The organism is Sporosarcina koreensis, from assembly GCF_000826145.2.
Lineage (GTDB): Bacteria > Bacillota > Bacilli > Bacillales_A > Planococcaceae > Sporosarcina > Sporosarcina trichiuri.
The window spans coordinates 85390-104235 of sequence record NZ_LN651333.1 but is presented as its reverse complement, the minus strand read 5'-3'; the positions used below and the strand labels follow the sequence as shown (position 1 = coordinate 104235).

The window sequence follows — 18846 nt, the reverse complement described above, 5'->3', positions numbered from 1 at the left end:
TCACGAGGTGTCCTTCACTCACTTAATATGGAAACTCCACAACGAGCCAGGCAATCAAACACAGGCTTCCAGCCATGACGGAGAGAAAGACGGCATCCATCCGGCTGTACGAGGTCGGGTAGTAATACGTCCGTTCCGCGCCCATCTGATACTGCTTCGATTCCATCGCAACTGCAATCCGCTGAGCGCGCCGGATACTCTGGGCGAACAGCGGCACGGTATAGGACTGGATCCGCTCCCCGACTCCCTTCACGCCGCGCGAGAAGGTGATGCCGCGCACCTTGAGCGCATTGTTCCGCACCTGGATCTCCTCGACGACCACCGGCAGCAGACGGATCGCGGCGATGAAGCTGTACGCATACTTCGACGGCATCCGGAATTGCTGCATCATCGCGTAGAAGAACAGCACCGGTTCGACCGTCAGCAGGAATGCGAACCCCGCGAATCCGAACGACAGGGATTTCATGCCGAGCAGCAGACCGTGCCTTACGCTCTCTTCAGATACTTTGAAAAGCCCCCATTGCCACAGCACCGTATCTCCCTTGCCGAACAGCATCATCGTCACAGCGGAAGACGCGAACGACAGCACGATCGGAATCGTTAGCAGCAGCAGCTTCTTCCATGAGTAGCCGCTGAATCCGTACAGCAGAACGGCGAACAGCACAGCGAGCCAGGCGGCAAGCGGCAAGTTCCGATTGAACAGCATGACGAGCAGCAGCACGGTGAACACGGCGAACTTCAGCGCGGGATTGACACGGAACAGCCACGTCGTCCGTTCAGGCGTGAACCAGGCGGGCATCCGCAGCACCTCCCACTGGAACGGCAGAGACAAGCCGGCCTTCACTCACGGTCCAGATATCCGTGGCAAAATGCTCGGCAATGGACAGGTCGTGCGTCACCATGATGATCGTCAGCCCGTCCCTCCGCAGCTCCTCGAGCATTTCGAGCATGACGAACGTATTGCGGGCGTCCTGGCCAAACGTCGGTTCATCCAGCAGCAGCACGTCCGTCGTCCCGGTCAGTGCAGTCGCGACACTGAGCCGGCGTTTCTGCCCGACGGACAGCTGATAAGGATGGCGCTGCCGGTCATCGGGAAGTCCGAACTTCTCCAGCAGCGCGGAAGCCCTGCGCTCCGCCTCATCCGCAGGCAGTGCCTGCATGGAGACGGTCAGTTCTGCTATCAATGAATCTGCAACGAACTGCAATTCAGGATTCTGGAAGACGAGTGACAGCCCGTCCGGCACGTTCCTCCGCCGTTTCTTCGCGACAATCTCCCGTCCCTTCACTTCCAGCAGTCCCTCCGTCTTCAGCAGCTGCATGATCGACAGCAGCAGCGAACTTTTGCCGGAGCCGTTCTTTCCGAGGACGGCAACCCACGCTCCCGCCCGGGCAGCCGCTTCCTTGGCATGGATCACCGACTTCTTGCCGCGATACCCGGAGAACGACGCCATCCTGACCGCGGCCGTGTCCCCAGGGCGGCGCCGGTCTTCCAGCAATCTGCAACAGGCGGGAGACGATACGTACTCCTCCCAGACCCCCGGATACCAGATGCCGTACCGGATCAGCTCCTCATGATACTGGCGGAATACCTCGTCCGGGCGGCCGTCCGCTAGAATCGCACCATCATCCGTGAACAGGACGACCCGGTCGATCCAGCCGGCGATCTGCTCGATCTTATGCTCCACGATCACAACGGTCCGCTCAGCAGCAGCTTTCCGGATCGATGACCAGATCTGTTCCGTGCCTTCCGGATCGAGCAGGGCGGACGGCTCGTCCAGAAACAGGACGTCCGGTTCCATCAGCAGGACGGATGCCAGAGCGAGCCGCTGCTTCATGCCTTGTGACAGTTCGAGGATCGGTGTATGGATATCCTCCAGATGAAGACCGACCCGCGACAGGACGTCCCGGATCTTCCCTTGCATCTCCTCCCGCGGCACGGCCAGGTTCTCGAGCACGAACGCGAGCTCTTCATCGACAAATGGCATGCAGAACTGGGTATCCGGATCCTGGAAGACAAAACCGGACGACGAAGGGATCTCCAGGACGTCCGCTTTCATCGGGAGTTCATAGGAATCTGGCACGATGCCGCTCGCCACCTGCAGGAGCGTCGACTTGCCGCAGCCGCTCGGCCCAAGCAGCAGCACCTTCTCCCCGCGCTTCACGGAAAACGAGAGATCCCTGAACAGCAGCTTTTCTTCGCCCGGGAACTTCAGCCGCAAGTTGCGGATCGTCACGGCTGCACTATCGTTCCTTCTCATCGGTCAAGCAGCGAGTATTCGTCTTTCGACACAGGACGTATCGATTGCGTCACGCCGGTCGCCTCCAGTGCCCGGATGATCAGCACCGCAAAAACCCCGGTGAAGATGAAGGCGCTGACCACGCGCAGGCCGTATTTCACAAAGAGCGCCCACGGTTCAAGCTCCGCGTACCCGTAAAACATATCAAGACCGAAACTCGTCGCACACGAAGCGATACCGGCAAGTCCGGCGATCGGAACCGAGAACTTCCGGTAGCGGAAAGCGGCGAACAGCAGCTCTGCCGCAAGCCCTTGTGCGAAGCCATAGATCAGCACTTCCAGCCCATGTCCGATGAACGCCGACAGAGCGGCCCCCGCGATACTCGCAATCAGTGCCGCGCCCGGTTTGCGGATCAGCAGGGCCGCGAACACCCCATTCATGAACCACATGCCGTACAGCAGCTGGCGTGCCACCGGCATCAGCGGCTTCACCACCGTATACAGATCATCCCAGAACTTCATCAGGATCCCGAACACGACGCCGACCATGATCGTGATCAGCAGGTCGGTGAACTTCAGTTTCTTCATCCGTTTCCACTCCTCTTTTCTTGTAAATCTCACAAAAAAAGACCGTCTGAAAGCGCAGACGGTCGAGTGTGGGGTCCCGGGCCCCGTTCATGATCCCTCGATCACGGCTCTCTACGCTGGCATTACCCAGATCAGATGCGGTCAGCAGCGGATTCATCTGCTATCTCAGCCTGATTCACTCAAGCACCCGTACGGTCAGTTATGTAAGTGACTCGAGTATACAACAGGTAAAAATTTCTGGCAACCCGGCAATTCCGTTTTACCTTACAGTTTGGCGAGCGCAGCATCGAGCCGCTTCCCGAATTTCCGGCGCCAGTCTTCTGCGAGTGACTCGATGGCCAGCACCCGGCGGATCCCTTCGATGTCCTCCGGCCGGTGGAAGTAGATGGTGTTCGCCTCGAGCACGGAAACACTGTTTTTACTCCGCGCCGCCAGCGAAATTGCAGAATCGGCACATATCTTCCCTTCCTGAACCACCCGGCATAAGTACCCGGTGAATCCTGTCTCGATCATCCCCTTCATGACCGGATGTCCCAGACGCTGGTCGATCGTGCTGCACGGGATACGGCCCTGCGTCACTTGGATGAACGTCTCTCCGACTTGGAAAATATCGCCGATCCGGACGTCGGCTTCCGACATCCCCTGAACGGTCAGATTCTCTCCGAACGCAGCTGGCGGCAGTTCGCAGCCGAATTTTTCATTCCAAAGTGAATAGTGCTCAGCAGGATACACACAGACCGCCCGATCCGGCCCGCCATGGTGTTTCTTATCCGCCACATCATCCTGACGGAACCCATCCGCCGTCAAATACGCTTCGCTTGCGGTCTCCTTGCAGATGCCGGTCAGCAGGCCGCGGTCTTTCGCTGTCCGGATGGTTTGCGGAAGACCGATCGCCAGGTTTGTCAATTTCATCAATGCTCCTCCTCGTCATGTACATGATTCCAAAGTATAGCAAACCCGTCCGTCAGCTGCCAGACTATTCGAAACGGAAGAAGGGGCGGAAAGGGTCGACTCGGACAGGGCTGCCGCCTATAATGAAAACAAGCAGAAGACAACATGAGCAGAAATGGGGAAATGCAGTGAAGAAAGCAGTCATTTTCGACTTTGACGGAACGATCATCGATACGGAATCCGCCTGGTTCGATATTTATCAGCAGATCTTGAAGGAGCGGCACGGATTCGATCTGACGCTGGACGAATTCGTGAAAGTGGTCGGCTCCACCGACGGCAAACTGTTCGACCGGATCGAGGAGACCCTCGGTTTCACGCTCGACCGCGCGGAGTTCCACGAACTGGTCAATGCCCGGTTCGAGATCATCCGTGAACAGCTGACACTCCGTGACGGATTCCTGGAGACCGCAAAGCAACTGGAGGCCCGCGGCATCGCCATGGCGGTCGCCAGCAGTTCCACCCGCGAGTGGATCGAGGGCTTCCTGACGAAATACGGCCTGATCAGCTATTTCCCGATCATCGTCTCCGCAGATGATGTGGAAACGGTCAAGCCGGATCCGGCCATCTACCTGACCGCCCTCGACCGGCTCGGCGTGACAGCGGATGAGGCGATCGCTGTGGAGGACTCCTATAACGGATCCATCGCGGCCATCAGCGCTGGCATCCACTGCCTCATCATCCCGAATGACGTGACGCGTTCGCTGTCCTTCCATGAAAAAGGCCAGCTGATGGAATCGTTCGCCGATTTCGATTACGCGCTGCTCGGTCAGCCGGATGACGGCGGTGCCTGCGTATGACCCGCCTGCTCGCAGTCGACGGAGGCGGCTCGAAAACGGCGTTCTCCCTGAGGGACGGAACCGGGGCGGAACTGTACGCTTCGGAAAAAGGCGGTTCCAATTGGCATGCGGTCGGGGAACCGGCATTCCGGAAGGTCATGGAAGAGGCGGCTGCGGAACTGCTGCCGTATTGCCCGGGTGGCGTCATCGACACGGCCGCCTTCGCGCTGGCAGGGACGGACACGGCGGAAGATGAAGAACGGATCACCGTGATGCTGCAGGAGATCTTCAGCAAGCACGGTCTGTCAGCCGGCAGCCTGCTGGTCGAAAATGATGCGTTCGCCGTACTGAAAGGCCTGGCGCATGACGAGCCCGGCGTCCTGCTGATTTCCGGCACGGGCGCGATCGCCTTTGCGCAGGACGAGGCGGGAACGGTCATCCGTGCAGGCGGCTGGGGCCACCGGACGGGCGATGGGGGCGGAGGCCGCTGGATGGGCATGCGGGTGATCGACGCGGTCTTCCGGGCGGCGGATGGCCGGGAGCCCGCCACCTCCCTGACCGGAAAAGTGCTGGCCCATCTCCGGATGATGTCCGTCGACGACCTGTGCAACTGGGTGAACGGACCGGCATATTCCGGGCATACGGCGGCCGGACTGACACGTGAACTTGCGGAAGCTGCCGCAGAAGGCGACCGGACAGCGATCCGGCTCGTCGACGAGGCGGCGGAGGAACTCGCAGCGATGACAGAAGCGGCCATGCGGCGTCTCGGACTTACCGGGCGGACATGCCCGATCCACTGCACGGGCGGCAACCTGCGGCATTTCGACCGGCTGTTCGGCCGGCTGACGGAGAAACTGAAGGCGAGCTGCCCGGAAGCGGACGTCATCCGTGCGGAACTGGCGCCGATCGATGTCATTGCGGAACGCGCAAAGCATCATTACAGCCGGCAGAACAGGTAATGACACCATGCGGATTCCGACCGGGTCACGTCCAGAAATGACGGAGAATTGAAACTATCGCCAAACTGGTCCGTATGTACAGAAAGAGGTGATTCCTATGAAAAAACTGATGAGCGGCCTGCTGGTGCTGGCATTGTTCCTGATGCTGCCGGTTGCCGTGTCTGCGAAGAGTTTCGACATTGAAGGCTTCGATATCGATGCCCAGCTAAAGGAAAATGGACAGGTCCATGTGACAGAGGAGCTGACATACCGGTTCAGCGGTTCCTTCAACGGGATCACACGGGCCATCTATCCGAAGAAAGGCAGCACCATCAAAGGACTCGAGGCTTCGGAGAACGGAACGGAGCTGACCGTGGAGGGCGGGGCCGGCGATTATAAGATCCACCGGAAAGCGAAGGACGAAACCGTCAAGATCCAGCTGACCTATACGATAGCCGGAGGCGTCCGGGGATACAGCGACATGGCGGAATTCTACTGGCCGTTCTTTGATGACCGCAACGAAACGGCCTTCCGGGATGTCTCCATCACGATCCATCCGCCGGCAGCGGTGCCTGCCGGGGACGTCATCGCCTTCGGATACGACGCAGCGCTTGCCGAACCGATCATCGATCAGGACGGAACGGTCACATTCCGTCTTGGCAAAGTTCCGTCAGAGAAGAACGCCGATATCCGGGTCGGCTATCCGGCCGGGCTGTTCCCGGCATTGACCACGTCGTCTCCCGCAGCAATCGGCCCTGAACTATCGAAAGAGAAGGAACAGCAGGAAGCGAAGCTGGCCCGTTATGAGAAGTTCGAGGAGATCGGCAGGACTGCGGCGCCAGTCACGCTCGGGATCGGCATCGCGGTATTCGCTGCCCTGCTGGTGAACATGGGGCGCCGAAAGAAAGCCCGGATCGAAGAAGCGGAAGATATTTATCCGGATCCGTATTTCGTCCCGGAACAGGAAATGAGCCTTCCGGCGACGCTGAAATTCACACAGGACCTGGCGAAACCGGAGTCCCTGCAGACCGCAGCGCTGCTCGATCTGATGCGCAAAGGCTATATCGCGCGGGATGGGGAGGACGGCTTCCGGATGCTCAGCCGCGCGACGGATCATGAGCATGAACGCCTGCTCTTGGAATGGCTGTTCGATGATCTCGGGGACGGCGAGACGTTCCGGTTCAGCGATATGGACGTACTCAGCAGCAAGGACAAAGCGGCTGAAAAGGCGGCGGTCGCCTACAGCAAAGCCCAGTCCGAGTGGAATACCGCGGTCTCCAAGGAGGTCAGCGAGGCGGGACTGAAAGAGAAAGCGCCCGTCTATGCCTGGGTGTCCATCCTGGCAGGACTCGCGCTAGTCCCGCTCATGATCGGCTATGCATTCTACGGTCACCCGTGGTGGCTCCTCGGGTTCATCCCGCTCGTGCTGCTGCTGATCTTCACAGGGATCTTCAACCGTCCGTATACTGTCAAAGGCTATGGGATCCGCAGGCAGTGGAAATCGTTCGCTGAACGAATGCCGCATATGACGGAAACGGATTTCTCGGATCGGCTCGACGATGAACAGCAGCGGGCGGTCATCTATGCAGTCGGTACGAACGACTTCAAGAAAGAGGACATGACTGGACTGGAAGCCGCCCCGCTGTTCAGCCAGAACCCGGCGGTCCTCCCGTATTTCGTCATCGCGGGGATTACCGCACGGCAGTTCACGCATGCCGACAAGGCGGTCGCCCACTACGTCAGCACATCGTCTGGCGGCGGGGGCGGCGGTGGAGGAGCAGGCGGCGGAGGCGGCGGTGCCGGTGCCTTCTGAGTCACCATTTGTTCACACACGCCTCAAGTCACTGAGCAATTGAATAGAGAACAGCATGTATTCCTAGTACGATAAGGAAATATACTGTTTTGAATTCAATCTATTATTGGAGCGTGCCCCTATGAAGAAAACATCCCTGACGCTTTGGCTGCTTCTCGCCAATCTGCTCATCGCGTTCCTCGGCATCGGCCTGATCATCCCGGTCATGCCGACCCTCATGAACGAACTGCATCTGTCGGGGCAGGTGGTCGGCTATATGGTCGCGTTCTTCGCGATCGCCCAGCTGCTGGCCTCCCCGCTGTCCGGCCGCTGGGTCGACTCGATCGGCCGGAAGAAGATGATCGTGGCGGGACTGCTCATGTTCAGTTTCTCTGAACTGCTGTTCGCAATCGGTCAGACACTGACCGTCCTGTTCGCATCGCGGATTGTCGGAGGCGTGAGCGCGGCGTTCATCATGCCGGCAGTCACTGCGTTCATCGCGGATATCACGACCAACGAAACCCGGGCGAAAGCGCTCGGCTATATGTCTGCGGCCATTTCGACAGGGTTCATCCTCGGGCCGGGGATCGGCGGGTTCCTTGCAGGTCTCGGAACCCGTGTGCCGTTCTTCTTCGCTGCAGGTCTCGCACTGTTCGCAGCGATCTTCTCCCTGGTCATGCTGCGGGAGCCTGAGCGGCAGTATGAGGAGTCGGGTCATCAGAAGAAGCCGGGCTTCAAGAGGATTTTCGCGCCGATCTATTTCATCGTGTTCCTCCTGATCTTCGTCCTGTCATTCGGCCTTGCGTCGTTCGAGTCGATCTTCAGCCTGTTCGTCGACCACAAGTTCGGCTTCACGCCAGCGGATATCGCGATCATCATCACGGGGAGCGGAATTGTCGGTGCTGTCGCGCAAGTCGTCCTGTTCGACCGGCTCGCCAAAAGGATGGGGGAAAAGATGCTGATCTTCTGGTGCCTGGTGTTCTCCGCGGTGCTTGTCGCAGCCATGACGGTTGTGACACACTATGCGGCGATCCTTGCTGTCACCATCGTCGTCTTCGTCGGCTTCGACCTGATCCGGCCGGCGGCGACGTCCTACCTTTCGAAGATTGCGGGCAATGAGCAGGGATTCGTCGGTGGGATGAACTCCATGTTCACAAGCATCGGCAACGTATTCGGTCCGATCCTCGGCGGCATGCTGTTCGATATCGACCTCGACTATCCGTTCTATTTCGCCACCATCGTGCTGATCGGCGGAGCGGTCCTTGCCTTCGTCTGGACACGGCGGAAGGACGCGACCAACGATCCGGTTCATCAGCCGCTCTGAGATATTGGAAAACCCCCTTTAGCCGTGTCGGGCCAAAGGGGGTTTTGCTATAGGAAGAACACGATCAGCTGAGAAGCGACCGCAACCAGAATCAGCGCGAACGGGTAGGCGGCCGCATAGGCGATCGCCGGATCCTCCGAGTCGATGAGCTGGTTCAGCGCACCGAGCGCCGGGGTGCTCGTCATCCCGCCGGACAGACCGCCGAGCGAGTGTACGACACTGAGCTTCAGCAGCTTGCGGGCTGCATAATACCCTGCAAAGATCGGTACGAGTGTGATGATGACCCCGCCGAAGATGAGTTTGACCCCTTCCGTCTGGATCACTTCCACGATGCCCGCGCCGGCTGTCGTGCCCGCACCAGCCAGGAACAGGACGAGACCGAGCTCCCGGATCACGTGGTTCGACGGACCATAATAACGCACGTGGATGGGGCCAAGTTTGCCGAAGTGACCGATGATCAGCGCGACGAACAGGGGACCGCCCGCCGTTCCGAGCGTAATTGTCCCCAGGCCCGGCAGCGGGATCGGCACCATGCCGAGCAGCACGCCGAGCAGAAGCGTTACACTGATCGAAAAGATGTCCAGGTTCGTGATGGCAAGTTTTTTACGCGCGAATAAGTCCTCCACTTCATCGAGCCGCTGTTCGGTGCTGACAATCGTCAGCACATCCCCGCGGATGAGCGGCAGGTTCGGGTTCTGGACCAGCTCGATGCCTTCACGGGTAATACGTGTAACCGTGGTGCCATGGTCTTTACGCAAACGCAGCTCCTTCAGCGTTTTGCCGACTACATCGTCGGAGTCGACCGTGACTTTGCGCAAGTGGACATTATCCGGATTCGCCAGATCGGTTTCCACAGGCTGCCCGACATATGCGGTGAGGCCTTCCAGGTTCATTTCGTTGCCGACAATGACGAGAAGGTCACCTTTCAGCAGGATGGTATCGCCGAGTGCGATCATCGTATGGCCGTCCCGGATGACCCGGCTGACGACCGCATCATATGGGGCGAAGTTCAGCTCGGCGAGGCTGCTCCGGTCCAGCATAGGGTTTGTCACTTCAAGCGTGACGAGTACCGGAGAGCCGGCTGTCCGGATCGGATTGACGGTATCCTCCAGATCTTTCTGCAAGTCGATCTTTCCGATCCGCGGCAGCAGCTGGACGAACAGCACGACTGCCAGAACCCCGAACGGATAGGCGATGCCGTAGCCGACAGATGCGAGCGGGTCATGTGTCGCCTGCAGAGCCGCCGCAAGTCCTGGTGTGCTTGTGAGTGCACCTGTCATGAGGCCGACACTGAGAGCAGGCGCCAGGTGGAACACTTTCGCAACCGCAATTGTCGCAATTACAGCGGAGACGATGATCAGCACGGACAGGATGCCGAAAATCAGTCCGCTCGTCCGCAGCATACGGAAAAACTTAGGCCCGGCCTGCAGACCGATCCCGACGATGAACAGGCTCAATCCGAAATTCTGGATGACCGGTGATATCGCGAAACCGAAATGGCCGAACACCATCGCAACGAGCAGGACGCCTGCTGCGCCGAGGTTTAGCCCTTTCACCGACAGGGAACCGAACCAGGAGCCGAGAAACAGGATTACAAACAATAAAATCAGCGGTTCATCCAATAGCGACCGCAACGTGTCCATCCAATCACCTCTGCGTGAGACTAACTATCTTTAGTATACTGCAGCAGCTATGGCAGATGCATGCATGCGGATTCCGGGAAACCTTCCGGATGGCATGGCCAGTCAAACCTCACATAGGTGCCGTTATTGTATAATGGATACACGCTTGGCTGTTCTGAGATCATTGGAAAAACATCATCAGGAGGAATCCTCTTTGAAAACCATACAAGATATTGCGAAAATCGCGAATGTATCCAAAAGCACGGTATCCCGTTACCTTAACGGAGGGTCCGTCAGCAAACCGATGCAGGAGAAGCTCGCCCGTATTATCGGCGAAACCGGCTACCGTCCGAATAAGTTCGCACAGAGCCTGAGGGCTAAACGGACAGCGATGATCGGGGCGATCGTCCCGCGGCTGACGTCCCGATCCGCCATGCAGACGCTGAGCGGGCTGGATGCGTATTTGCGTGAACGCTCCCACCAGCTGCTGATCGTCAACGCCGACTTGAGCGCCGAACGTGAGATCGAGAGCCTGTACGCCATGGCGAAACAGAAAGTGGACGGCATCGTACTGTTCGCCACTGTGATCACCGATGCCCATGTATCGGCAATCCGGGAGATCGGTATTCCCGTCATCCTGCTCGGACAGCGGTGTGAAGGAATTCCGAGCCTCGTCTATGACGATTACAAAGCCGGCCTGGAGTTGGCAGGCTATGTGGCGGCGCAAGGATACCGGGATGCTGTCTACATCGGTGTCACGCCGGAAGACGAAGCGATCGGTGTACTGCGCAGGCGGGGGATCGAAGACGGCCTGTCGGCGGGCGGAGTCCGGGTTACGGCCTATGAAACAGGATTCGAGATGGAGGCCGCTGCGCAGACGGCCGCTGAAATTTTGTCGGCACACACGCCGGACATCATCATGTGTGCGACGGACGAGATGGCGATCGGCGCCCTGAAGGCCATCCGGGACGCCGGTCTGTCAGTGCCGCAAGATATCGGTATCACCGGATTCGGCGGCTATTCACTCGCTTCAGCGGTGTCACCCGGACTGTCGACCGTCCGCTTTGCATTCCGTGAAGCAGGAGCGGAAGCCGGCTGTGCCCTTCTTGGTATACTGGCAGGTGAAGCACCGGCTGAGTGTTCGTCCCTTCAGCACGAATTACTCATACAGGAAAGCGCTGTGAAAGATAGTTGACATGCCAATAACAACTGTTTAAACTGAATTAATAAAATATTGACACTAGCAAAGAACAGTTCTGTAAGAAAGAGGAACTGTTTTCCATTCACTTATATTTGGAACCGGTTCCACACCTTGAAGGAGGGATTGCATGGCTGTTCACTGGACGAGGGAAGAGCGCTACCGAAGGCTCGACTCGGTGGACCCGAAAGAATATGACGAACTCGTCGAAGATGTCGCAAACGCGCCATGGCGGCAAAAATTCCACGTGCAGCCGCTTGCCGGGCTGCTCAACGATCCGAACGGATTCAGCTGGTTCAACGGGCAGTACCATCTGTTCTACCAATGGTTTCCGCTCGGTCCCGCACATGGTCTGAAATACTGGTATCATACAGTGTCCGACGACCTCGTGAAGTTCCGCAACAAAGGTATCGCCCTGTCTCCGGATACACGGTACGACTCGCACGGTGTCTACTCGGGCAGCGCCCTCCAGGCAGGGGACGATCTTCTGCTGTTCTATACAGGCAATACACGGGATGACAACTGGCTGAGGACGCCGTATCAGTGTATGGCGCAGATGGACGGAAAGGGAGCGTTCAGCAAGTGGGAGCAGCCGGTGATCACCGGTGTTCCGGACGGATTCACGGAGGAACTGAGGGATCCGAAACTGTGGAAAGAAGGCGGCATCTATTATTGTGTCATCGGAGCCCAGCGCAAGGACATGACCGGTGCTGCAGTGCTGTACAAGTCGGCCGATCTGCACAGATGGGAGTTCATCGGAGAGGTGAAGACAGAGCTGCAGGACTTCGGATACATGTGGGAATGTCCGGACCTGTTTTCGGTCCAAGACACCGATTTCCTCGTGTTCTCACCGCTCGGCCTGAAGCCGGAAGGGCTGCGCCGGAATAACCTGTTCCATGCGGGATACATAAGCGGAACATTCGATAGGGAAACGGGTGGATTCGAACATGGACCGTTTTGTGAGCTTGACAACGGGTTCGATTTCTATGCTCCCCAGACGATGGAATCACCTGACGGAACGCGCATCCTGATCGCCTGGATGGCGGTCCCCCAGCTGCCGTATCCGACAGATAAGGACGGCTGGGCGAATTGCATGACACTGCCGCGGGTGCTCACCATCGAAGACGGCCGCCTGAAACAGCGGCTGCCGGAATCCTGGAACAAGCCGGCGGAAGCAGCGGACCGGCTGGATGTCACGCTCAAAAGAGAGCCGGAGCTTCTGCCGTTCGGCGGAGACTGTTACGAATTGCAGGCTGTCCTGCACGAGACCACGGCGGCTGAGGTGCATATCGATCTGCGCGTACGCGGATTGGAGTACACCCGCATCACCTACGTCACGGCAGAACAGCGGCTCCTCTTCGACAGATCGAGGAGCGGGGCGCCGGTCAACGCCTCGGAAGGCCATTCGCGGACTGTCATACTCGACAGGCCCTTGCAGCAGCTGAGAATCCTTGTCGATGTTTCGAGTGTCGAAATCTTCATCAACGACGGAGACGCTGTCATGACCAGCCGGATTTTTCCCGGGCAGGACTCGACGGGGATCCGGGTGCAGGCGGATGGGGGGTCTGCACATCTGTCATTCCTCCATTGGTCACTTGACAGTATTGCATTCAAGAATGAAAGAATCCTGCATAAAGAACCGAAAACAGATTGAACAGGAGGGAATCCCATGTCAGCAGAAAACCGGAAGATTGCACAGGAAGTCATCGAAGCAGTCGGCGGCCGGGACAACATCCAGTCGGTCGCCCACTGTGCCACACGGCTGCGTTTCATCGTCCATGACCGTACAAAGATCGACGAAGAACAGATCGAATCCATCGACAAAGTGAAAGGGGCCTTCTTCAACTCGGGACAGTACCAGATCGTCTTCGGCACCGGAACGGTCAACCGGATCTTTGAGGAAGTCGAATCACTCGGTGCAACGGGCGTCACCAAATCGGACATGAAGCAGCAGACGAAAGACCGGGGCAACCCGTTCCAGCGGCTCGTCCGGACATTCGGGGATGTCTTCGTCCCGATCATCCCGGTCCTCGTTGCGACAGGTCTCTTCATGGGTCTGCGGGGCCTGCTGACGCAGGAGGCAGTGCTGTCCGTCTTCGGACTGACACCTGAATCGATTCCGGAAAACTTCATCCTGTTCACACAGGTGCTGACGGACACGGCATTCGCCTTCCTGCCCGCACTGATCGCCTGGTCGGCATTCCGCGTGTTCGGTGGAAGCCCTGTGCTCGGGATCGTGCTCGGTCTCATGCTCGTCAACCCGGCCCTGCCGAATGCGTATTCCGTCGGCAGCGGGGACGCCGATCCGATGCTGTTCTTCGGCTTCCTGCCGGTGACGGGCTACCAAGGTTCCGTGCTGCCCGCGTTCTTCATCGGATTTGTCGGGGCCAAGCTCGAGCGCTGGCTCCGCAAACGGACGCCGGAAGCGCTTGACCTGATCCTCACACCGTTCCTGACGCTGCTGATCATGATCATGCTCGGCCTGTTCGTCATCGGACCGATCTTCCATACAGTTGAAATCGGTGTCATGGCAGCGACGGTCGCGGTCCTCGGCCTGCCATTCGGCATTCCGGGTCTGCTGATCGGATTCTTCAACCAGATCATCGTCATCACAGGTGTCCATCACGTCTTCAACTTCCTGGAGATCCAGTTGCTCGCCCAGGACGGCTGGAACCCTTATAACGCGATTGTCACGGCAGCCGTTGCGGCACAGGGGGCCGCTGCTCTTGCGGTCGGACTGAAAACTAAAGACAAAAAACTGAAAGCGCTTGCGCTCCCATCCTCATTCTCTGCGTTCCTCGGCATCACCGAGCCCGCGATCTTCGGTGTGACCCTGCGCTACATGAAGCCGTTCGTCATGGGACTGATCGGCGGAGCGGCCGGCGGATTCTTCGCCTCGCTCGTCGGCCTGAAGGCGACCGGCATGGCGATCACCGTCATACCTGGCGCGCTGCTCTACCTGAACAGTCAGCTGCCGCTCTATATCGTCGCCAACCTGATCGGCGCGGTCGTCGCATTCGTCCTGACCTGGCTGTTCGGCTACAATGATTCCATGCTGAAACACACGCATGATGACCATGCGGCTGGCAGATGAAAATCCCGAACACAGAAACAGGCGATGCGGAATGAATTCCCGCATCGCCTGTTTTCATATCCGCATCATTCCGATACGAGCCGGTTCTTGCCCGCACGCTTCGCTTTGTACAGCCGTTCATCCGCTTCGCGCAATGCACTGCTGATGCTGCTGCCTGCTGTCCAGACTGACAGACCGATACTGCAGCCGATCGACACGGTCGCGCTGTCCAGCCGGAACGGTTCATTCAGCAGCCGGATCAGTTTCTCGCCCGTCAGCCTGCCCATCTTCTCGGCATCTTGCGGATCCCTGAGGACGACGACAAACTCATCCCCGCCTATCCGGACAGCGAGATCCCGGAGGCCGGCCGCCGAACGGACCCGGTCCGCCACTTGCTGCAGCAGCTGATCGCCCGCCGCATGCCCGTACGTATCGTTGACCGATTTGAAGCCGTCGAGATCCAGATACAGCACGGCGAGTGACGACGCATCCTGTTCCCGTTCCTCGAAATACGCATCGAGCGCATAGCGGTTCGGGAGCCGTGTGAGCTCATCATGCTGGGCACGGGTCTCCGCGGACGTCAGGTCGGCAACGAGCGTCCGCAGCGAATCGGACAGGATCTCGATTTCCGTGATGCCCGTGTAAGCCGGGATCTCCACGTTCTCCCCGCCGCGCAGCCGATCCGCGACGCGCGTGATCCGGTTGAGCGGCCGTGTCATCCAGCCGGCGAGGATCATGCCGGCGATAGCCGCCGCGAGGACGAGGAGGATACCGGTGACGACGAAGTACATCATCAGTTCACGGGCAGGCGCATACGCTTCCTCCACCGGCTGCCGTACGAGGATCGACCAGCCGAGACCTGGATATTCCTCGTAGCCGCGCTCCTGCATGAACCCCGTCAAATACTCCTTGCCGTCCGGCCAGACCTCGCGGGTCCAGCCAGCGTTCCCCTCACTGGCCAGCTGCAGACTGTCCGTCCCGATTGTCTTTCCGAGCATTCCATCCGGCCCGAGGATGATGTCCGACGCGGCGGGACTGATGATGAAGAACTCGACATCCTTCCGTCCCTTCAGCGTCTCCGCCATCGACGTCTTCACTTCCTTCAGCCACGTCCAGCTCAGATGGGTCGCGAGCACCCCGACCAGCTTGTCCTCCCCATTGAAGACAGGGGTGCTGATATCGACGAACTTCATCTCCTCACCGGTCGGGTTCGGCAGCAGGTCCGCCAGCAGCACCGCTTCGTGCACATCCCCGATGAACGGTTTCTCCAGTGCCTCCGTGTAGACGGGCCGCTCCGAGATGTCCACGCCTTTCAGAATATCATCCGTCGACGCAAGCACCGTGCCGTCCGGGTCCGTGAACCCGATCCAGGAAAACGACGGGAACGTCTCATTCAGCTGGTTGACGAGCCGGCTGATCGCTTCCGGATTGTCCGGCTGCTGCAGTTCGGGCAGGGTGGCGAGCAGCTGGGTCTCGCCGTACCGGGACCACATGAAGTGATCCAATTTATCCGCCATAAGATGGGCGGTCTCGCCGAGGGCGCTCCCGATCTCCGTCTCCACCTGCTTCACTGCCCGCTGACCGATGATCAGACTGAGGACAGCGATGGCGAGAAAAGCAAAAATGGCGAACGACAAAGACAACCGCGTCCGCAGCCGATGTATACTCACTATGTAAAACGCCTCCACACTGACAAGTTATGAGACTATCGTACCGAATTCCATATATGGAAATCAAGGAAGTCTTTACATGCACACCGATTATTCGGCGCCCAGATGAAATAAGTAGGCATGTTCGAAAGCGGGAAATGTTTCTCCGAGAAAAAGAAAAAGACCGGTTGACTCTCACGCTGCGTGACAGCTTACACTGAAGTCAGGAAGGAGGAAACACGCATGCACATCAAACAAGCCGCGGAGCTCGCAGGCGTCAGTGTCCGCACGCTCCACCACTACGACGAGATCGGCCTGCTGTCGCCGGACCGCGTGACGGACGCCGGCTACCGCGTCTACTCGGATGACAACCTGCGGAGACTGCAGAGCATCCTCTATTACCGGGAACTCGGATTCCTGCTGAAAGACATTCGGGCCATCCTCGGCGATCCGGCATTCGACCGGCTGCAGGCACTCGAAGACCAGCGACGCCAGCTGCTCGCCAAACAGCGCCAGCTCGCGCTGATGATTGAGACGATCGACCAATCCATCCAAGAAGAAAGAGGGGAACAGACGATGACACACGAAGAACGGTTCAAAGGGTTCGACTTCAGCCAGAACCCATACGAAGACGAAGCGAAGGAGCGATGGGGCAGCGAGACGGTGGAGAAGACGAACGCCGCCATCCAAGGATTCGGCAAGGAAGCGGAGGACCGGATGAATGAAATCTTCCGCAGCCTGGCCGCCATCCGGCAGCAGGCACCGGACTCCGGGGAAGCGCAAGCCGTGATCGGTGACTGGTACCGCTTCCTGAACACGATCGGCACGTACACGCCGCAAGCCTTTGCAGGACTCGGAGAGATGTACACGGCAGATGAGCGGTTCACACAAAACATCGACCAGTTCGGCACCGGACTCGCGGCCTTCATGCAGAAGGCGATGGCCGTCTATGCGGAACGTCTGCAAGACGGACCGGAATGCCAAGGACATCCGGCAAGGGAATAGGAAATCAGAGAACGGCCGATCTGCACAATCCATGCAGACCGGCCGATTTTTTCATGCCGGGAAGCCCAGACTGTGAAATAATGAAAGGAAAGTGTGACCAATTCCGGAAATCGATGTCTAAGTAAGTGAAGAGAGGTGAAGGGATGTCTGCAGAACAATGGTTTGACGAGCATGCGGACGCCGTCTACAGCTACATCCTCATGCAGGTGCGGAATCCTCATACTGCGGAGGAGCTGACACAGGAGACATTCATGAAAGTGGTGGAAAACGCCAGTCAATTCGAGGGACGGTCCGCCGTCAGAACGTGGATCTTCCGGATCGCCTATACAACGGCTATGAACCACTTCCGCCGGAAACAGCCGCTGCTGCATGTTCTGGGGACCGACTTCGGTCTGTCCGGCACGCATCCGTCCTCCGAAGAGGCCGTGATGCTGAGTGAACAGGAAGCGGCGTTCTATGAGGCGATCCGAAAACTGAAGAAGACCCAGCAGCAGGTGATCCTGCTGCGGCATATCCAAGGATTTTCAACGAAAGACACGGCGGCCATCCTGAACAAGTCGGAAAGCAGCGTAAAGATGACATTGAAACGCGCACTGGACGCATTCAAAGCGGAACTCGAGAAAGGGGGCATGTCCCGTGACACCTTACACAGACGATGAACTGAACCGGGAACTCGGAAATCTGCGGAAGCCGTTCGAACCGTCCCCCGCCCGGAAGCGTGCCATGCGCCAGGCGGTGTTCACAGCGAAGCAGCCCAGACCTGCGAGGCGCGTCCTGCATTGGAAGCCGCTGCTGGTCTCCTTCATCCTGCTGATCGGAATCATCTCAGCAACCACCGTCCTGATCGGCAAGCCGGGGGCCTCCGTCACTGGATGGTTCGCGAAAGATGTCACCGACTCGTGGGAAAACACGATCATGGAACAGACGAGCCGGAACGAAGTGGTCCGCTATTATATTGTGTTCCAGGAAAACAATCTGCATATCGAAAATACCAATATAGGCGAGACGTTCATGGGGAACGTCAATATCACGCAGGCGGAAGTGGAGAAGATGGCGGAAGACCACCAGGCAAAACTCGCCAAAATGACCATGCAGCCAGGCGACTATCCGGACTATACCGTCAAAAAGAAAAAAGGAATGTACACGATCACTGTTCCGGGGGAAAACGGCTTTTCCTACACACTGGAAAAGACAGCACCGCGCCTATTCACAGGAGAGGATGGCATCACCTACAGCGTCAACAACTATACAGATTGAAACTTAGCGGACGGACACCAAAAGCGGGGGTGTCCGTTTTTAATAGATTCAGATATCAAATTATAAAGAAAAGATAGATATCGGAATCTTGCGTGCTATAATCAAATAAAGAAAAGGAACGATCTGGTAAGAATGTGCGGCGATTTCCGTCACGGTTGTCAGAACGGGAAAGAACAGGGGGAGTCATTAGATAAAGCAAATTGTACTTCTGTTGGCCGTCACTGCATTGGTATTGAGTATCTGGAGCCTAAACAGTCATAGTGCTGTTGTCATGCAGTCCATGGAGCTGGCGGTCGGCCTGATGTTTGCGGCACTGGCCGTCCAATCATTCCGGAAAGGCCGGAAGCTGACAGGGGGACTGCTCGCAGCAACGGGCTGCTTTATCATCACGACCTTTGTCTATATCCATTTTTAAATGTTGACCGTGTCCAGTGAGA

Annotated in this window: 17 protein-coding genes; 11 read left to right on the top strand and 6 right to left on the bottom strand. The window is 58.0% G+C overall.

The annotated features are described in order from the left end of the window. Positions 1-22: 22 nt before the first annotated feature. The 4 genes from BN1190_RS00585 to BN1190_RS00570 form a co-directional block, all read right to left on the bottom strand. Positions 23-799, bottom strand: a complete 777-nt coding sequence (locus BN1190_RS00585) for an energy-coupling factor transporter transmembrane component T family protein (protein WP_040285081.1) — start codon at positions 797-799, stop codon at positions 23-25. After that, positions 777-2258, bottom strand: a complete 1482-nt coding sequence (locus BN1190_RS00580; protein WP_040285080.1) for an ABC transporter ATP-binding protein — start codon at positions 2256-2258, stop codon at positions 777-779. Before BN1190_RS00580 ends, BN1190_RS00585 begins: the two co-directional genes overlap by 23 nt. Then, positions 2255-2824, bottom strand: coding sequence for an ECF transporter S component (locus BN1190_RS00575; RefSeq protein ID WP_040285079.1), 570 nt, complete (start codon positions 2822-2824; stop codon positions 2255-2257). Before BN1190_RS00575 ends, BN1190_RS00580 begins: the two co-directional genes overlap by 4 nt. Before the next feature lie 264 nt (positions 2825-3088). Continuing rightward, a complete protein-coding gene (locus BN1190_RS00570; protein WP_040285078.1) occupies positions 3089-3736 on the bottom strand; it encodes an MOSC domain-containing protein in 648 nt (215 codons plus the stop codon). A gap of 167 nt (positions 3737-3903) precedes the next feature. On the opposite strand from BN1190_RS00570, the gene BN1190_RS00565 reads away from it, so the two are divergent. The 4 genes from BN1190_RS00565 to BN1190_RS00550 all read left to right on the top strand — a co-directional run bounded on the left by BN1190_RS00565 (position 3904) and on the right by BN1190_RS00550 (position 8605). Then, positions 3904-4572: an HAD family hydrolase gene (locus BN1190_RS00565; protein ID WP_040285170.1), complete on the top strand. Its 669-nt coding sequence runs from the start codon at positions 3904-3906 to the stop codon at positions 4570-4572. After that, entirely contained in the window at positions 4569-5510 is a 942-nt protein-coding gene (locus tag BN1190_RS00560; RefSeq protein ID WP_040285077.1) for a BadF/BadG/BcrA/BcrD ATPase family protein, read from the top strand. The genes BN1190_RS00565 and BN1190_RS00560 overlap by 4 nt, the downstream gene beginning before the upstream one ends. Positions 5511-5607: 97 nt before the next feature. Then, a complete protein-coding gene (locus tag BN1190_RS00555) occupies positions 5608-7302 on the top strand; it encodes a DUF2207 domain-containing protein (protein ID WP_040285076.1) in 1695 nt (564 codons plus the stop codon). 121 nt (positions 7303-7423) lie between these two features. Next, on the top strand, positions 7424-8605 hold the full coding sequence (locus BN1190_RS00550; protein WP_040285075.1) for an MFS transporter: 1182 nt from the start codon (positions 7424-7426) through the stop codon (positions 8603-8605). 47 nt (positions 8606-8652) lie between these two features. Here the strand turns inward: BN1190_RS00550 and BN1190_RS00545 are convergent, their stop codons facing one another. Next, entirely contained in the window at positions 8653-10248 is a 1596-nt protein-coding gene (locus BN1190_RS00545) for an aspartate:alanine exchanger family transporter (RefSeq protein WP_052461614.1), read from the bottom strand. Positions 10249-10441: 193 nt separating this feature from the next. Between BN1190_RS00545 and BN1190_RS00540 the strand changes: the two genes are divergently transcribed. From BN1190_RS00540 to BN1190_RS00530, 3 genes are all read left to right on the top strand, one after another. Next, positions 10442-11422, top strand: coding sequence for a substrate-binding domain-containing protein (locus tag BN1190_RS00540; protein WP_040285074.1), 981 nt, complete (start codon positions 10442-10444; stop codon positions 11420-11422). Between the two features lie 133 nt (positions 11423-11555). Then, a complete protein-coding gene (locus tag BN1190_RS00535; protein WP_082023214.1) occupies positions 11556-13079 on the top strand; it encodes a glycoside hydrolase family 32 protein in 1524 nt (507 codons plus the stop codon). Between the two features lie 15 nt (positions 13080-13094). Further along, positions 13095-14519: a sucrose-specific PTS transporter subunit IIBC gene (locus BN1190_RS00530; protein WP_040285073.1), complete on the top strand. Its 1425-nt coding sequence runs from the start codon at positions 13095-13097 to the stop codon at positions 14517-14519. Between the two features lie 65 nt (positions 14520-14584). On the opposite strand, the gene BN1190_RS00525 is transcribed toward BN1190_RS00530, so the two are convergent. After that, positions 14585-16168, bottom strand: coding sequence for a sensor domain-containing diguanylate cyclase (locus BN1190_RS00525; protein WP_040285072.1), 1584 nt, complete (start codon positions 16166-16168; stop codon positions 14585-14587). Between the two features lie 222 nt (positions 16169-16390). Here BN1190_RS00525 and BN1190_RS00520 point away from each other — a divergent pair, with 222 nt between their 5' ends. The 4 genes from BN1190_RS00520 (at position 16391) to BN1190_RS14940 (ending at position 18824) form a co-directional block, all read left to right on the top strand. Beyond that, a complete protein-coding gene (locus tag BN1190_RS00520) occupies positions 16391-17152 on the top strand; it encodes a MerR family transcriptional regulator (protein WP_052461613.1) in 762 nt (253 codons plus the stop codon). 143 nt (positions 17153-17295) lie between these two features. Beyond that, positions 17296-17811: an RNA polymerase sigma factor gene (locus BN1190_RS00515; RefSeq protein WP_040285071.1), complete on the top strand. Its 516-nt coding sequence runs from the start codon at positions 17296-17298 to the stop codon at positions 17809-17811. Beyond that, on the top strand, positions 17789-18409 hold the full coding sequence (locus tag BN1190_RS00510; protein WP_040285070.1) for a hypothetical protein: 621 nt from the start codon (positions 17789-17791) through the stop codon (positions 18407-18409). The genes BN1190_RS00515 and BN1190_RS00510 overlap by 23 nt, the downstream gene beginning before the upstream one ends. A gap of 271 nt (positions 18410-18680) precedes the next feature. After that, complete coding sequence (locus BN1190_RS14940) at positions 18681-18824, top strand: hypothetical protein (RefSeq protein ID WP_179860724.1); 144 nt, start codon at positions 18681-18683, stop codon at positions 18822-18824. Positions 18825-18846 lie beyond the last annotated feature (22 nt).

What these genes read in the sequence shown, in the direction of transcription:
- BN1190_RS00545 (WP_052461614.1), bottom strand. Translation starts at nt 10,248, where the DNA reads ATGGACACGTTGCGGTCGCTATTGGATGAACCGCTGATTTTATTGTTT.
- BN1190_RS00580 (WP_040285080.1), bottom strand. Translation starts at nt 2,258, where the DNA reads ATGAGAAGGAACGATAGTGCAGCCGTGACGATCCGCAACTTGCGGCTG.
- BN1190_RS00530 (WP_040285073.1), top strand. Translation starts at nt 13,095, where the DNA reads ATGTCAGCAGAAAACCGGAAGATTGCACAGGAAGTCATCGAAGCAGTC.
- BN1190_RS00560 (WP_040285077.1), top strand. Translation starts at nt 4,569, where the DNA reads ATGACCCGCCTGCTCGCAGTCGACGGAGGCGGCTCGAAAACGGCGTTC.
- BN1190_RS00535 (WP_082023214.1), top strand. Translation starts at nt 11,556, where the DNA reads ATGGCTGTTCACTGGACGAGGGAAGAGCGCTACCGAAGGCTCGACTCG.
- BN1190_RS00550 (WP_040285075.1), top strand. Translation starts at nt 7,424, where the DNA reads ATGAAGAAAACATCCCTGACGCTTTGGCTGCTTCTCGCCAATCTGCTC.
- BN1190_RS00570 (WP_040285078.1), bottom strand. Translation starts at nt 3,736, where the DNA reads ATGAAATTGACAAACCTGGCGATCGGTCTTCCGCAAACCATCCGGACA.
- BN1190_RS00555 (WP_040285076.1), top strand. Translation starts at nt 5,608, where the DNA reads ATGAAAAAACTGATGAGCGGCCTGCTGGTGCTGGCATTGTTCCTGATG.
- BN1190_RS14940 (WP_179860724.1), top strand. Translation starts at nt 18,681, where the DNA reads ATGCAGTCCATGGAGCTGGCGGTCGGCCTGATGTTTGCGGCACTGGCC.
- BN1190_RS00585 (WP_040285081.1), bottom strand. Translation starts at nt 799, where the DNA reads ATGCCCGCCTGGTTCACGCCTGAACGGACGACGTGGCTGTTCCGTGTC.
- BN1190_RS00520 (WP_052461613.1), top strand. Translation starts at nt 16,391, where the DNA reads ATGCACATCAAACAAGCCGCGGAGCTCGCAGGCGTCAGTGTCCGCACG.
- BN1190_RS00575 (WP_040285079.1), bottom strand. Translation starts at nt 2,824, where the DNA reads ATGAAGAAACTGAAGTTCACCGACCTGCTGATCACGATCATGGTCGGC.
- BN1190_RS00515 (WP_040285071.1), top strand. Translation starts at nt 17,296, where the DNA reads ATGTCTGCAGAACAATGGTTTGACGAGCATGCGGACGCCGTCTACAGC.